The organism is Microbacterium sp. 01T413_2 (assembly GCF_056398985.1).
In genome coordinates this window covers 1-13,680 of the sequence record NZ_JBFTQL010000002.1, presented here as the reverse complement: position 1 = coordinate 13,680, position 13,680 = coordinate 1, and the positions used below count along the sequence as shown (strand labels likewise).

Below are 13,680 nucleotides of genomic sequence, written 5' to 3'. Positions count from 1 at the left end.
ATTCCTGCAACTAGGTTTGTCGCCATGGCACGCAAAATCGTTCATCAGCTCGTCGACGATATCGACGGTTCCGTTCTCGAAGTGGGCGAAGGCGAGACCGTTCATTTCTCGCTCGACGGATCCGCCTATGAGATCGATCTGACCAGCGCCCACGCCGCAGACCTGCGTGCGGCACTCGCCCCCTACCTCTCCGCAGGCCGGCGCACGCAGCGCGCTGCGACGGGACGGCCGGCTGCAGCAGCCAAGCGCCCGAATCGCAACCCTGAGACCGCGTCGATCCGCGCCTGGGCCGGTGACAACGGCTACAAGCTCTCCGAGCGCGGCCGGATCCCGGCAGACGTGATCGAGGCCTATCGCGCCGCGAACTGACCGCAGGACCCGAAACGGAAAGGGACCGCCCGTCTGGGCGGTCCCTTTCTCACCTGTGCGGCGAGGTGGCGGGGGGTCGAGATCGGGTCGCGTGTGCCCCCGCATCTCCATCAGTTGTGCCCCCGCATCTCCATTCGCCCCTCCACGCGCCGACAAGAACCTGGGGCCGTCCAGCGTTTTCGAGACAGGTCGGCGCGCGGAGCCTCCTGGCGAACGGAGCCTCGCCTTTCGGGCGGTGTAGAGCGAGAGGGAGACCACCCTTCGGGCGGTCTCCCTCTCGCTCGTGCCCCCGACAGGATTCGAACCTGCGACCTGCCCTTTAGGAGAGGGCTGCTCTATCCGACTGAGCTACGAAGGCGCGCTCCCAGTCTAACGAGCGCCCACGGACCTAAGCGGCCATCGCCAGGTACCGCTCCCAGCTGGGTTCGCCGCGTTCGGATCCGCGCACGGTCCAGCCGGTCCCCCGCGGCGGGGCGGGCGTCAGTCGCAGCTCCCATCCCATCTCCTGCGGAGTGCGATCGCTTTTGACGTTGTTGCAGCGCAGGCAGCACGCCACCAGGTTCTCCCAGGAGTTCTTGCCGCCGCGCGAACGCGGCAGCACGTGATCGATCGTGGAGGCGGACTTGCCGCAATACCCGCAGCGGTTGCCGTCGCGGCGCAGCACCCCGCGTCTCGTGACGGGAGCGTACCGGCTCCTCGGCATCCGCACATAGCGGCTGAGCACGATCACGGCCGGGCGGTCGAAGCGGCCGCTCGCCGCCCAGACGGGATCGTCGTCGACGCATTCGACGACGGAGGCCTTCTTGTTCATGACCAGCACGAGCGCGCGTCGGAACGACACGATCGCGAGCGGTTCGTACCCTGCGTTGAGCACCAGTGTGCGCATCCTGCATCCCTTCGATCCGACCGGGACGGCTTCCCGGTCTCTCGACCGTGCGCAGACGGAGGGTCCGCAGGATACGAAAACGGCGCTGTCTACGAGAGACAGCGCCGAGAGCGCACGGGTGATCCGTGCCGATCCTGCGGGCAATGCCGAAGAACGAGTCGACCGAGTGCATCCGTGGTTCGGATGCTCGGTATTCGTCCCATCGTGTTCCTCCGCCCTTGCGACGACGGAATCAGGCTAACCCATGCCCCGGCGACGACGCGGAGAACTTCCGGTGAACGCGCTGTCGGATCAGCGGACGTTCACCTCGAGCCACGCCAGCGGGTCGATCTCGGTGTTGTTCACGAGCACCTCGAAGTGCAGGCAGGATCCGGAGACCCAGCCGGTGTTGCCGACCTCGCCGAGGTACTGTCCGGCGGTGACGCACTGACCCACGCTCACGGCTCGGCTGCCGTAGTTCATGTGCCCGTAGAGCGTTGCGATCGCGTTGGCCCCGCTCAGGGCGGGGTGCGAGAGCTCGATCGTCTCGCCGTAGCCTCCGTAGCCGTCCTGCGAGATCGTGACGCAGCCATCGGCGGCGGCGTAGATGGGCGTGCCGATCGGGGCGGCGAAGTCCTGTCCCATGTGGCTGCGACCGCTGCGAGCCGCGCCGAAGCCATCGCTCAGCGTGTAGGAGCCGGCCGCCATGGGGTAGATGACCTGTCCGGGGCTCGCGATCGGCGCCATGTTTGTGCGGACGGACGCGACCGAGGGCTTGGCAGCGGCCTCCGCCGCCGCCTTCGCCGCGGCGAGCGCGGCCTCGGCCGCCTTCTTCTGCTCGATCTCCTGCGGCGTCGTCGCGGTGAACGAACCCCGCGTGCCCGACACCGCCGTCGCCTCGGAGGCGACCACGATCGACTGCGCATGGCCGGCGGCGATCTGCTCTGCGGTCGCCGGCGAAGCGGTCGCGGGCGAAGCGGCGCCGGTCGCGAGTGCTGGAAGGGCGATCGCTGTCACCAGTGCACCGACAGCGGCGAGCACGGCGAAAGTGCGGATCGGGCGCACCACGGAACGGGAGACCGGGTTCTTCGCACGCTTCGTGGAACGCGTGTCGACGGATGTATCGGTCTTTTCGAGTTCTGCAGCCAAGGGCTTCCTCCAGGCCTCGGCGCCGTGCGCCGGCTCGTCCGTATTCGCGTGCAGGTCGGGATTTCGACAAGCATCAGGATGACCACGGCGGTGACGAACCGGGAGGCGGCCGCCGGGGTTATCGTCGACGGGCTTCTCGTCGGCGACCTCCCCGACGTTACCCGATCGTGATGAATCTGTCACCCCCTGATTCTGGATGACCGATCCGAGCAACCGGCAGGGGCGACTGATGCCGGTCAGCCCGCGTTCGCGGCGAGCCAGGGCTCAGGGTCGATGACCGAGCCGCCGATGCGCACCTCGAAGTGGAGGTGGGATCCGTACGAGTTACCGGTGTTGCCGACCAGCCCGATGAGCTGACCTGCGGAGACCTGGTCACCCGTCTCCACCATCCGGCTGCCGTAGACCATGTGACCGTAGCGGGTCTCCACCATGGTGCCGTTGAGGTTGCTCATGATCATGATCGAGACGCCGTATCCGCCGATGCTCTCGGCGGACGCGGTCACAGTCCCGGCAGCCGCAGCGTAGATCGGGGTGCCTTCCGGGGCGATCATGTCCCAGCCCTCGTGGCCGCGACCGGATCCGGGGCCTTCGCCCGGGGTGAAGCTGGTGACCGGGTAGCGCACCGCGCCCGAGCCCGGAGCGACCAGCGCCATCCCAGCGAGGGACGGGCGGGAGCTGCTGGCCGACGCCGCCGATGCGGCCGCCTCGGCGGCCCGAGCCGCTGCGGCATCCTCCGCCTTGCGCTTCTCGATCTCGTCCGGCGTGGTCGCGGTGAACTGCCCGCGCGCGCTCGGGGCCTGTGTGGCCTCGGAAGCGACGACGATCGACTGCGCGTTGTCTGCCGCCAGCTGCTCCGTGGTCACCGGGGCCGCATCGGCCGGACCGCTCGCCGAGGCGAACGCCGGAAGGCCGATCGCAGCGACCAGGGCGCCGACGGCGCCCAGGATCGCCACCGTGCGCACCGGACGCACGAAAGCGGATCGGTTCACGCCCTTCTTGGACGTCGTCGCTTCGGCGTTCGTCGGGCTCGCAGTCTCGATCGTGGTCTCAGGCAAAGTCTGTCCTCCGGCCTCTGCGCGAGATCGCGCCGGTCCGTCGTCGATCGGGTCGGTCCGCACAGGGCTCGGACACATGCCTCCCCACGGCGGCGACGGGCCGATGAGGCGAGCGCCGTGGAGTCCGTCGGCGGGCTTCTCGCCGGCGGCCCTTTCGACGCTACCGGAAAGTCACGAACGTGTCACACTGCGCCAAGGATCTGCTGAACGTTGATTTTCCGCGGATCCAGAGGGTCGCGTACAGGCGACGCCCAGGCGGCGGATCGTCCCCGATGCGTGCGGAGATCTCAGGCGACCAGGAAGATGTGCGAGGCGAGCTCGACCGGGAGCTCGAGCCCCTCGTCCTGCCCGTCGACCTCGATGAGCACGTACCCCTCGTTGAAGCGGAACCGCCCGCGCGCCCCCGGGACGACGCCCGCGTCACGCAGTTGCTCCAGCAGCTCCGGATCCACCTGCGCGGGCTCGGCGAGACGACGCACGGTGCCCTCGGTGGGGGTGCCCGCCGTGTTCATGTGTTCGACGAGGCCGATCACGCCCTCGTCGAAGGTGCGCGCCGGGGTGCCGCCGAGCTGGTCCAGGCCGGGGATCGGATTGCCGTACGGCGACTCCGTGGGGTGCCCGAGAAGCTCGACCAGACGGCGCTCCACCTGCTCGCTCATGACGTGCTCCCAGCGGCAGGCCTCCTCGTGCACGTAGGCCCAGTCCAGCCCGATCACGTCGGAGAGCAGCCGCTCGGCGAGGCGGTGCTTGCGCATCACGTCCACCGCCTTGCGGCGTCCGGCCTCGGTCAGTTCGAGCCGTCGATCCTCGGAGACGACCACGAGACCGTCGCGCTCCATGCGGCCGACCGTCTGCGACACCGTGGGGCCGGAGTGCCCGAGGCGCTCGGAGATCCGGGCGCGCAGGGGGACGATGTTCTCCTCCTCGAGTTCGAGGATGGTGCGGAGATACATCTCCGTGGTGTCGATCAGATCGGCCATCGATCCCCCTTGTCGTGCCGCGGACGCGGTTGCGTGGTGTTAGGCAAGCCTACCTTCTGCGGATATGCGTCGGCTCTGCCCTGCAGGGGCTGTCAGAGGCATCGCAGCGCGGGGTCGCCAGCCTCGTGCGGAGCCCGTCGCACGGCGTCACAGGGCCGGGGCGCTCCCCCGCCGACACCTAGAATCTGTGCATGGCGATCGAGATTCCCCGTGAACTTCTGCCCGTCGACGGCCGCTTCGGATGCGGCCCGTCCAAGATCCGTCCGGAGCAGGTGAGCGCGCTCGCCGCCGTCGGGTCGAGCCTGCTGGGCACCTCGCACCGGCAGGCGCCGGTGAAGAACCTCGTCCGCAGCGTCCGCGAGCAGCTGTCGTCGCTGTTCCGCCTTCCGGAGGGCTACGAGATCATCGTCGGCAACGGCGGATCCACGGCGTTCTGGGACGCCGCCGCGTTCGGCCTCATCGAGAACCGCGCGCAGAACCTCGTCTCGGGCGAGTTCGGCGGAAAGTTCGCCAAAGCGGCGGCCGCACCATGGCTGCAGGCGCCGGACGTGCGCAACGCCGAGCCCGGATCCCGCGCCGAGGCCGAGATCGTCGACGGCGTGGACGTGTACGCCTGGCCGCACAACGAGACCTCGACCGGCGTCGCCTCGCCGATCCGCCGCGTCGCCGCGGATGGCGCCCTCACCGTCATCGACGCGACGAGCGCCGCCGGTGGCATCGACTTCGACGTGACCGAGACGGACGTCTACTACTTCGCCCCGCAGAAGAACCTGGGCTCCGACGGTGGGCTGTGGTTCGCCGCGGTCTCACCTGCCGCGATCGAGCGGATCGAACGGATCGCCGCCTCCGGTCGCTACATCCCCGAGTTCCTCAGCCTGAAGAACGCCGTCGACAACTCCCGCCTCGAGCAGACGCTCAACACGCCCGCCCTGACGACGCTGCATCTGCTCGACTCGCAGCTGCAGTGGATCAACACCAGCGGCGGACTCGCCTGGGCGGCGGCCCGCACGAACGAGTCCTCGCAGGAGCTGTACCGCTGGGCCGAGGCGACTGCCGTGGCGACGCCGTTCGTCGCAAACCCCGCCGACCGCTCCCCCGTGGTGGCGACGATCGACTTCGACGACTCGGTGGACGCGGCCGCGGTCGCCAAGACGCTGCGTGCGAACGGCATCGTCGACACCGAGCCCTACCGCAAGCTCGGCCGCAACCAGCTGCGCATCGCGACGTTCGTCTCGATCGAGCCGGATGATGTGCGGCAGCTGATCCGCTCGATCGACTACGTCCTGGAGCATCAGGGCGCCTGAGTCGCGCCGCGATACGAGAGAAGGCGCCTCCGCTCGGGGGCGCCTTCTCTCGTATCCAAGCATTTCCGGGCCTTGCCCGGCGCGTCACTCCTCGTCGGAGTCGTCGTCCTCGTCGGAGTCGTCATCCTCGTCGGAATCGTCATCCTCTTCGGAATCGTCATCCTCTTCGGAATCGTCATCCTCGGAGTCCTCCGCGGACTCTGCCGAGTCATCGAGCTCATCGATGTCCACGCCGTCGAGGTCGCCGGCGTGGAAACGCGGTGCGGCATCGTCCTCGTCCCGCTCATCGGCGTCGAGATCGTCATCGTCGAGGTCGTCGTCGGATCCGCCGTCGAGCTGTTCGCCCGAAATCTCCTCGGATCCGTTCGCCTCTGCGTCGTGCTGCGCGGTCGCGGCGAGCTCCGCTTGATGTGCGCGGTACTCCGCGAGGCGCTCGGCCCACGGCACCCATTCGGGCGCGAGCAGAGCACCGTCGCCGGGCAGCAGCTCGGCCTCCAGCACGGTCGGCTCCTCGTCCCCGACCTGGGCGACCGAAACGGTCCAGTACCAGCCGGGGTAGCCGCCGAGCCGGTTCTCGAAACGCAGCGAGAGCACGCCGTCGACCTCGGGCAGGTAACCGGCAGCCGGTCCGACCGATGCGGCGGGGGTGATCTCGTGCAGGGCAGCGAGCGCCAGATCGCGCGCGCCCAGCAGGCGCTCGCTGACGAACGGCACGGCGAGGGGCTCATCGGTCGAGAAGCGCTCCTCGACCGCCGGGGCGACGGCTTCGGCGGACTCCGGCGCGACCGCGCCCTGCGCAGGCTCGACCGGCTCGATGCCCGAGGCCTCGTCCTCAGGCATCGAAGTCCTCGGCGACGTTGCGCAGCACGGCGGCGATCTTGCGGCCGTGGCTGGACGACGGATAGCGGCCGCGGCGCAGGTCGCCGCCGATGCCGTCGAGCAGCTTCACGAGATCCTCGACGATCACGGCCATGTCGTCCGCGGGCTTGCGCTTGGACTTGGCGAGGCTCACCGGAGCCTCGAGCACGCGCACGGAGAGCGCCTGCAGGCCGCGTTTTCCGTCGGCGACGCCGAACTCGACGCGAGCGCCGGCCTTGACCGCGGACCCGGCGGGGAGGGACGAGGCGTGCAGGAAGACGTCCTGGCCGTCATCGGTGGTGATGAAGCCGAACCCCTTCTCGTCGTCGTAGAACCTGACCTTGCCGGTGGGCATGGGAGAACCTCGCTGCAAATACTCGGGCGCCGGATCCGGGGGATCCGATCGGGTGGCGTGCGGAAGCCCCGCACCCCACCAGCCTACCGGTCGCGGAGCGGGTAGGCTGGGACGGATGAGCACTCGGCCGCCTGCCCCCGAGCCGGAGATCCGCGGGATCGATCGGTTCCTGACCTTCGGCGCGCTGACGCTGGCCGCCCTCTCGGTGATCTGCTTCTTCGTGATCATCATCGCGACCGCGGTGGGGATGAAGCAGGCTGACTTCACGCACGGCGCCTGGCCCGTCGTGGGCGTGTTCCCGTTCTGGGGCCTGCCGATCGCCTTCGGCATGATCGTCGTCCTGCTCATCATGAGCTTCGTCCGGAGAGGACGCGCGGCGCGGCGCTCCTGACGCCGCCGCGAGCTGTTCTCACCATGAGCACCCATGCGCGCCTTCTCGCCGAGGCGTTGTCCGCGCGCACCGATGACGAGCTCGCCGCGCTCTTCGGGCGCCGTGAGGTGCGACCCGATGCCGGCTGGCACGATTTCTTCGACGCCGCCGAGGCGCTGCTGGATCCGACGTCGGTGGCACGGGTTCTGCCCCGTCTGACCCGGGCCGAGGTCGCGGGACTCGTCGCCGCCGCATCCGGCGCGGATCCCGGTGCGGTCGCGGACGCGCTGCGCACCCTCGCCCTGCTCTCGCCCTCCGGCGCGACGCTGCCCCCGACAGTGGCGGCGGCCGTCGCCGCACGCGACACCGTCGCAGGCCCGATCATCCCGGGCGACGAATCGGTGTCCGCAGACCTCCCTAAGAGCGCAGATGAGCCCGAGTCAGCCCGGGCCGCCGAACGCGCCTTCACGACGGTCGCGACACTCGCCGACGCCCTTCTGCTCGCCGAGGAGGGGCCGCTGGCGCTGCTCGCAGGCGGCACCGTGGGACTCTCCGAGAAGCGCCGCCTGAGCGAACGCGGGCTCCCCGAAGACCCTGCTCTGCTCGACGATGTGCTCGCGCTCGGCACGGCCGCCGGTCTGCTGCGGCCGATCGAGCGCACCCTGCGCCTGTCCGACGCCGGTGCGGCGTGGCTCCGGCTGCCCGGCCCCGAGCGCTGGTCGCGGCTGGTCGCAGGTTTCCGCACCGCTCTGCCCGAGGTGCTGCGCACCCGGAACGGCGGCTGGATCCCCCTTGCGGACTGGCACGCCGAGCATCCCTGGGACCCGAGCTGGCCGGCACGCATCGACGGACTCATCCGGCAGGCCCGTCTGCTCGGCCTCATCACAGACGAGAGCTCGGACGGAACCGCAGCGGAGACCCCCTGGGCCGAGGCGCCGCGACGCGGAGCGGACCCGGATCCCTCCGCCCTCGCCGCCTACGTGCCCGCCGAGGTCGACCGGATCTTCCTGCAGAACGATCTCACTGCGATCGCCCCGGGGCCGCTGCTGCCCGCCCTGGACCTGCGGCTGCGCGGCATGGCCACCCGCGAGTCGGCGAGCCAGGCGTCCTCGTACCGCTTCACCGCCGACTCGCTCAGCACGGCGCTGTCGTCCGGGGAGACGGAGGAAGGGGTGCTGGACTTCCTCGAAGGTCTCTCCCTGACGGGAGTGCCGCAGCCGTTGCGCTACCTGCTGGCGCAGAGCGCGAGCAGGCACGGCCAGGTGCAGGTCGGTACCGACCCTGCGACCGGACGGACTCGCGTGCGCAGCCGCGACCTGCACCTGCTGCAGGCGATCGGCGTGGACCAGGCGCTGCGCCCCCTGGGCCTCGTCCCCGACGACACCGGCGAGGACGCCGCGGCGCTGACCACGCGGGTCAACCGCGACACCGTGTTCTGGGCGCTCACCGACGAGCACTACCCCGCCGCCCTCGTGGACGCGGCCGGTGCGGTGGAGCGACCGGTTCGCACCACAGCGGAGAGCGCTCCCCCGCCCCCCGCCGACGCCCAGCGCTACGCGGCGCTCATCGCCCGGCTGCGGGAGGCGCGTGAGGGCAACCCGGACGCCGCGTGGCTGGAACGGGAGCTCGAGCACGCCGCGAAGCAGCGCGCCGTGCTCGCCGTCGAGGTAGCCATGCCCGACGGCACGGCGCGCGAGCTGGTGCTCGAGGTGACCGGCTTCGGGGGCGGGCGCGTCCGCGGCCGCGACCGGGCGAGCGACGTCGAGCGCACCCTGCCGATCCGCTCGATCCTCTCCACCCGCGCCATCGAGGACGCCGGATCCTGAGTCCCGATCCTCTCAGCAGGACCGGGCCGCCCCGACCCCCGTGGCCGCGAGCATCGATCGGCGCCGAGCGCCGGCTCCCCGGTGTGACCGGTAGACTGGTCCGCTATGTCTGATGGCCCGCTGATCGTCCAGAGCGACCGCACCGTGCTACTCGAGGTCGCGCACCCCGACGCCGAGAGCGCGCGGCACGAGCTCGCGATCTTCGCCGAGCTGGAACGCGCCCCCGAGCACATCCACACGTACCGGGTCACCCGGCTGGGGCTGTGGAACGCCCGCGCGGCCGGCCACACGGCCGAGGACATGCTGGAGACCCTCGACCGCTGGTCGCGTTTCCCCGTGCCCCCGTCGGTCTCCGTCGACATCCGCGAGACCGTGAACCGCTACGGCCGGCTCGTGATCGAGCGCGACGACGAGGGCGTACTCATCCTGCGCTCCACGGATCCCGCCGTGCTCACCCAGGTCGCCGGGAACAAGCGGATCCAGCCGCTGCTCGTCGGCCACCCTGCCCCCGACACATACGTCGTGGACGCGTGGGCGCGGGGTCAGATCAAGCAGGAGCTGTTGAAGATCGGCTGGCCCGCCGAGGACCTGGCCGGCTACACGCCGGGCACACCGCACGAGATCACGCTGGCCGAGGACGGCTGGACGATGCGCCCCTACCAGCAGGACGCGGTCGACGCGTTCGCGAAGGACGGATCCGGCGTCGTCGTGCTCCCCTGCGGTGCCGGCAAGACCATCGTCGGCGCCGGTGCAATGGCGGCGACCAAGACGACCACGCTCATCCTCGTCACCAATGCCGTCTCGGCCCGCCAGTGGCGCGACGAGCTGATCAAACGCACCAGCCTGACCCCCGAGGAGATCGGCGAGTACTCCGGGCAGGTGAAGGAGGTCAAGCCGGTCACGATCGCGACCTACCAGATCCTCACCGCGAAGCGGAAGGGCCAGTACGCGCACCTCTCCCTCCTCGACGAGATGGACTGGGGGCTCGTGGTCTACGACGAGGTGCACCTGCTGCCCGCACCGGTCTTCAAGCTCACCGCCGATCTGCAGGCCCGCCGCCGGATCGGCCTCACCGCGACGCTCGTGCGCGAGGACGGTCGCGAGGGCGACGTGTTCAGCCTGATCGGCCCCAAGCGGTTCGACGCACCGTGGAAGCAGATCGAGGCGCAGGGCTTCATCTCGCCCGCCGCCTGCTACGAGGTTCGCGTCGACCTGCCACCGGACGACCGGCTGGAGTACGCCGCCGCGACGGATGACGAGCGCTACCGCCTCGCCGCGTCCGCGCCGGCCAAGATCACCACGGTGCGCGAGCTCATCGCGAAGCACCCCGGCGAGCGCATCCTCGTGATCGGGCAGTACCTCGACCAGCTCGAGGAGTTGTCCGAGGCCCTGAACGCGCCGTCGATCACCGGCGCGACGCCGGTGGACGAGCGCGAGGAGCTGTACCGGCAGTTCCGCGAGGGCGAGATCGAGCTGCTGGTGGTGTCGAAGGTCGCGAACTTCTCCATCGACCTGCCGGAGGCCTCGGTCGCGATCCAGGTGTCCGGATCCTTCGGCTCGCGCCAGGAGGAGGCGCAGCGCCTCGGACGCCTGCTGCGACCGAAGCAGTCCGGGCACACGGCAAGCTTCTACACGCTGATCGCGCGGGACACGGTCGACCAGGACTACGCGCAGAACCGCCAGCGCTTCCTCGCCGAGCAGGGCTACAGCTACACGATCCTGGACGCGCACGAGCTCGAGGCGGCCTGATCGCCCTTTGCGCCTCGTCTATCCCAGGAGAAGGCGGTCGGGAAGGCCGGAACGAGGCGCGGGGCGCGTCAGGTCTGCGGGATGACCGTCAGCACTCTCGCGGTGTACTCGGCGAACGCCGTCATGAACTGCCGCAGGAACTCCTCAGTCCCTGGCGTCGTCACCCGGCCGTCGTCGTCGATGAGTCCTGGCGAATAGTGGATGTACGCCTCGGGGGACGTCATCTGACGGGCGTTGAGGAAGCCCAGGGTGGCGCGCAGGGACTGCTGTCCGACGGCCGTGCCGATCGCCCCCATCGACGCCCCCACGACGCCGGTGGGCTTGTGCGCCCACACGTTCTGCCCCCAGGGTCTGCTGCCCCAGTCGATCGCGTTCTTCAGCGGTCCCGGCAGCGAACGGTTGTACTCCGGCGTCACGAAGAGCACCGCGTCGGCGCTCGTCACCGCCTCCTTGAAGTCGAGCGCGACCTGCGGATAGTCGGCATCGAAGTCGCGGTTGTACAACGGCAGGTCGGCATAGGAGATCTCGAAGAACTCGAAACCCTCGGGCGCAAGATGCGTCAGTGCGTTCGCCAGACGGCGATTGATGGACTCCCGGGAGAGGCTGCCGACGATGACGCCGACACGGTACGGCCCCTCGTGCTCGATGATGTCGATCTTCATGGACACACTCTGCACCCGAAAGGGGCGGATCGTCACGCTTCCTGAGGCGCCGCATAGCCGATCCCTAGGAAAGTTCCGCCCGCAATCAGCCCGAACACGGATCGGGTCACCATAATGGGGGCATGACTGAAGCGCGCATCCTGGTCGTCGACGACGAACCCAACATCCGCGATGTCCTCTCCACGGGCCTGAGCTTCGCCGGTTTCTCGGTGAAGACCGTCGCCAACGGCGCCGCCACGATCTCGGCCGTGCTGGAGGAGGAGCCCGATCTCATCATCCTCGACGTGATGCTCCCCGACATGAACGGATTCAGCGTCACCAAGCGACTGCGCGGCGCGGGTTTCACGGCGCCGATCCTGTTCCTCACGGCGAAGGACGACACCGAGGACAAGATCGAGGGACTGAATGCGGGCGGCGACGACTACGTCACCAAGCCGTTCGCCCTGGACGAGATCGTCGCGCGTGCGCAGGCGATCCTGCGCCGCACCATGCAGGCGGACGAGGAATCGGTGATCCGCGCCGGCGAGCTGTCGATGGATCAGGACACGCACGACGTGTTCGTCGGATCCACCCCCATCGAACTCAGCCCGACCGAGTTCAAGCTCCTCCGCTACCTCATGCTCAACCCGAACCGGGTGTTGTCGAAGGCGCAGATCCTCGACCACGTCTGGGAGTACGACTTCAACGGCGACGCCGGCATCGTGGAGAGCTACATCTCGTATCTCCGCCGCAAGATCGACCCGCACACCGAGGAGCCGGTCATCCAGACCAAGCGCGGCTTCGGCTACATGCTCAAGGTGGGGAAGACCGCGTAGCGGATGGCAGAGCCCGACGCGATCACGCGATGGTGGCGCCGGATCAGCCTTCGGGCGAAGGTGACCGGCGTCACCGTCGGCGTGCTCGCGCTCGGACTCGTCGTCACCGGCATCGGCACCATGCCGATCCTGCGCAACCTGCTCATCGACAACGTCGAATCCCAGCTGCCGACGCTCGTGACCAGCGACCTCGCCACGATCACGCCGGACGGCTACGGCACCTTCAGCGTCACACTTAAGGACGAGACGCTGGGCCTCGCGGACTACTTCGTCGCGGTCTACGACACGGCCGGCGCGCTCGTGTACTCCGGGGGCGGCGCGCCGAAGGCCGGCAAGCCCGAGTTCCCGACCACCTACCCTCTGGCCCGTGCGACGCTCGAAGCCGGACGGACGGATCCGATGGTGCTGCGAGGCGCGGACGGATCCGAGTTCCGCGCCGCTGTGGCGGTGCGGGAGGACCCCAGCACCAACATCACCTACACGCAGATCGTGGCGGTGTCGCTGGACGAGCCGGATCGCATCCTGGCGACGTTCTTCGGGGTGTTCACCACGGTGGCGCTCGTGACGATCATCATCGCGGCGCTCGCCACCCGGGGGCTGGTGACGCTCGCCTTCCGCCGGCTGGGCCGGGTGGAGTCCACCGCCATGGCGATCGCCGCGGGCGACTTCAGTCAGCGGCTCACGGACCTCGAGCCGACGACCGAGGTGGGGCGGCTGAACGGCGCCATCAACACCATGCTCGACCGGCTGGACGCGGCGATCGCCCAGCGCGACCGCTCTGTGCAGCAGATGCGGCGCTTCGTCGGCGACGCCAGCCATGAGTTGCGCACGCCGCTGGTGAGTGTGCGCGGCTACGCCGAGCTGTACCGGATGGGCGCCATCAAGCCCGGCGAGGACACTGCGCGCGCGATGGACCGGATCGAGAAGGAGGCGCTGCGGATGGGCGTGCTCGTCGAGGATCTGCTCGCCCTCGCCCGCCTGGACGAGCAGCGCGAACTCACCATCGAACCGCTCGATCTTCGCCCGCTCGCGCAGGACGCCGCGCTCGACCTGCGCGCGGCGGCGCCCGAGCGCCCGGTCACCGTCGTCGACATGACCGCCGAGGCGCACCCTACGGACCTGCCCGTGCCCTCACACATGGCGATCACACGGCCGACCCCGACAACACGCACGGCGCCTCCGCGCGGTCGCATACCCGCGATCCTGCGCCGGCGCCCGCGCGACGGCGGCCCGGTTCCCGAGATCGACTTCTCCGAGGCCGTCGTCGCTCCCGTCTCCACGCCGCCGATCGTGCTCGGCGAGGAGAACAAGGTGCGCCAGGTG

14 protein-coding genes and 1 tRNA gene are annotated in these 13,680 nt (G+C 69.6%); 7 read left to right on the top strand and 8 right to left on the bottom strand.

Annotated features, from left to right (window positions below):
* Window positions 1–24: 24 nt before the first annotated feature.
* A complete protein-coding gene (locus AC1DMN_RS01350) occupies window positions 25–369 on the top strand; it encodes a histone-like nucleoid-structuring protein Lsr2 (RefSeq protein ID WP_441976434.1) in 345 nt (114 codons plus the stop codon).
* A 284-nt stretch (window positions 370–653) separates the two neighbouring features.
* Here AC1DMN_RS01350 and AC1DMN_RS01345 read toward each other — a convergent pair.
* The 5 genes from AC1DMN_RS01345 to AC1DMN_RS01325 all read right to left on the bottom strand — a co-directional run bounded on the left by AC1DMN_RS01345 (window position 654) and on the right by AC1DMN_RS01325 (window position 4,418).
* Window positions 654–727: transfer RNA gene (locus tag AC1DMN_RS01345), tRNA-Arg, on the bottom strand.
* Between the two features lie 30 nt (window positions 728–757).
* Entirely contained in the window at window positions 758–1,255 is a 498-nt protein-coding gene (locus tag AC1DMN_RS01340; protein WP_440733726.1) for an HNH endonuclease, read from the bottom strand.
* A gap of 291 nt (window positions 1,256–1,546) precedes the next feature.
* Window positions 1,547–2,383: a M23 family metallopeptidase gene (locus AC1DMN_RS01335; RefSeq protein ID WP_441976435.1), complete on the bottom strand. Its 837-nt coding sequence runs from the start codon at window positions 2,381–2,383 to the stop codon at window positions 1,547–1,549.
* Window positions 2,384–2,619: 236 nt separating this feature from the next.
* Entirely contained in the window at window positions 2,620–3,438 is an 819-nt protein-coding gene (locus tag AC1DMN_RS01330; protein ID WP_441976436.1) for a M23 family metallopeptidase, read from the bottom strand.
* 287 nt (window positions 3,439–3,725) lie between these two features.
* A complete protein-coding gene (locus AC1DMN_RS01325; protein ID WP_440733729.1) occupies window positions 3,726–4,418 on the bottom strand; it encodes an iron-dependent transcriptional repressor DtxR in 693 nt (230 codons plus the stop codon).
* A 191-nt stretch (window positions 4,419–4,609) separates the two neighbouring features.
* On the opposite strand from AC1DMN_RS01325, the gene serC reads away from it, so the two are divergent.
* The gene (serC, locus tag AC1DMN_RS01320; RefSeq protein WP_441976437.1) at window positions 4,610–5,722 is read left to right on the top strand and encodes a phosphoserine transaminase; all 1,113 of its coding nucleotides are present in this window, start codon (window positions 4,610–4,612) and stop codon (window positions 5,720–5,722) included.
* Between the two features lie 84 nt (window positions 5,723–5,806).
* On the opposite strand, the gene AC1DMN_RS01315 is transcribed toward serC, so the two are convergent.
* Window positions 5,807–6,562, bottom strand: coding sequence for a DUF3027 domain-containing protein (locus AC1DMN_RS01315; protein WP_477229530.1), 756 nt, complete (start codon window positions 6,560–6,562; stop codon window positions 5,807–5,809).
* Entirely contained in the window at window positions 6,555–6,935 is a 381-nt protein-coding gene (locus tag AC1DMN_RS01310) for a cold-shock protein (protein ID WP_440733732.1), read from the bottom strand. Before AC1DMN_RS01310 ends, AC1DMN_RS01315 begins: the two co-directional genes overlap by 8 nt.
* A 115-nt stretch (window positions 6,936–7,050) precedes the next feature.
* Here AC1DMN_RS01310 and AC1DMN_RS01305 point away from each other — a divergent pair, with 115 nt between their 5' ends.
* From AC1DMN_RS01305 to AC1DMN_RS01295, 3 genes are all read left to right on the top strand, one after another.
* A complete protein-coding gene (locus tag AC1DMN_RS01305) occupies window positions 7,051–7,326 on the top strand; it encodes a multidrug ABC transporter ATPase (RefSeq protein WP_441976439.1) in 276 nt (91 codons plus the stop codon).
* 23 nt (window positions 7,327–7,349) lie between these two features.
* Entirely contained in the window at window positions 7,350–9,131 is a 1,782-nt protein-coding gene (locus AC1DMN_RS01300; protein ID WP_441976440.1) for a helicase-associated domain-containing protein, read from the top strand.
* Between the two features lie 105 nt (window positions 9,132–9,236).
* Entirely contained in the window at window positions 9,237–10,880 is a 1,644-nt protein-coding gene (locus AC1DMN_RS01295) for a DNA repair helicase XPB (RefSeq protein WP_440733735.1), read from the top strand.
* 68 nt (window positions 10,881–10,948) lie between these two features.
* On the opposite strand, the gene AC1DMN_RS01290 is transcribed toward AC1DMN_RS01295, so the two are convergent.
* Window positions 10,949–11,542 carry an NADPH-dependent FMN reductase gene (locus tag AC1DMN_RS01290; protein ID WP_477229531.1) on the bottom strand — a complete coding sequence of 198 codons (594 nt, stop codon included), beginning with the start codon at window positions 11,540–11,542 and terminating at the stop codon, window positions 10,949–10,951.
* 122 nt (window positions 11,543–11,664) lie between these two features.
* Between AC1DMN_RS01290 and AC1DMN_RS01285 the strand changes: the two genes are divergently transcribed.
* Window positions 11,665–12,357 carry a response regulator transcription factor gene (locus tag AC1DMN_RS01285; protein WP_159575299.1) on the top strand — a complete coding sequence of 231 codons (693 nt, stop codon included), beginning with the start codon at window positions 11,665–11,667 and terminating at the stop codon, window positions 12,355–12,357.
* A 3-nt stretch (window positions 12,358–12,360) separates the two neighbouring features.
* Window positions 12,361–13,680, top strand: a 1,320-nt coding sequence (locus tag AC1DMN_RS01280; protein ID WP_477383862.1) for a histidine kinase dimerization/phospho-acceptor domain-containing protein, incomplete at its 3' end; no start/stop codon positions are given.

What these genes read in the sequence shown, in the direction of transcription:
- AC1DMN_RS01350 (WP_441976434.1), top strand. Translation starts at nt 25, where the DNA reads ATGGCACGCAAAATCGTTCATCAGCTCGTCGACGATATCGACGGTTCC.
- AC1DMN_RS01340 (WP_440733726.1), bottom strand. Translation starts at nt 1,255, where the DNA reads ATGCGCACACTGGTGCTCAACGCAGGGTACGAACCGCTCGCGATCGTG.
- AC1DMN_RS01325 (WP_440733729.1), bottom strand. Translation starts at nt 4,418, where the DNA reads ATGGCCGATCTGATCGACACCACGGAGATGTATCTCCGCACCATCCTC.
- serC (WP_441976437.1), top strand. Translation starts at nt 4,610, where the DNA reads ATGGCGATCGAGATTCCCCGTGAACTTCTGCCCGTCGACGGCCGCTTC.
- AC1DMN_RS01315 (WP_477229530.1), bottom strand. Translation starts at nt 6,562, where the DNA reads ATGCCTGAGGACGAGGCCTCGGGCATCGAGCCGGTCGAGCCTGCGCAG.
- AC1DMN_RS01310 (WP_440733732.1), bottom strand. Translation starts at nt 6,935, where the DNA reads ATGCCCACCGGCAAGGTCAGGTTCTACGACGACGAGAAGGGGTTCGGC.
- AC1DMN_RS01305 (WP_441976439.1), top strand. Translation starts at nt 7,051, where the DNA reads ATGAGCACTCGGCCGCCTGCCCCCGAGCCGGAGATCCGCGGGATCGAT.
- AC1DMN_RS01300 (WP_441976440.1), top strand. Translation starts at nt 7,350, where the DNA reads ATGAGCACCCATGCGCGCCTTCTCGCCGAGGCGTTGTCCGCGCGCACC.
- AC1DMN_RS01295 (WP_440733735.1), top strand. Translation starts at nt 9,237, where the DNA reads ATGTCTGATGGCCCGCTGATCGTCCAGAGCGACCGCACCGTGCTACTC.
- AC1DMN_RS01290 (WP_477229531.1), bottom strand. Translation starts at nt 11,542, where the DNA reads ATGAAGATCGACATCATCGAGCACGAGGGGCCGTACCGTGTCGGCGTC.
- AC1DMN_RS01285 (WP_159575299.1), top strand. Translation starts at nt 11,665, where the DNA reads ATGACTGAAGCGCGCATCCTGGTCGTCGACGACGAACCCAACATCCGC.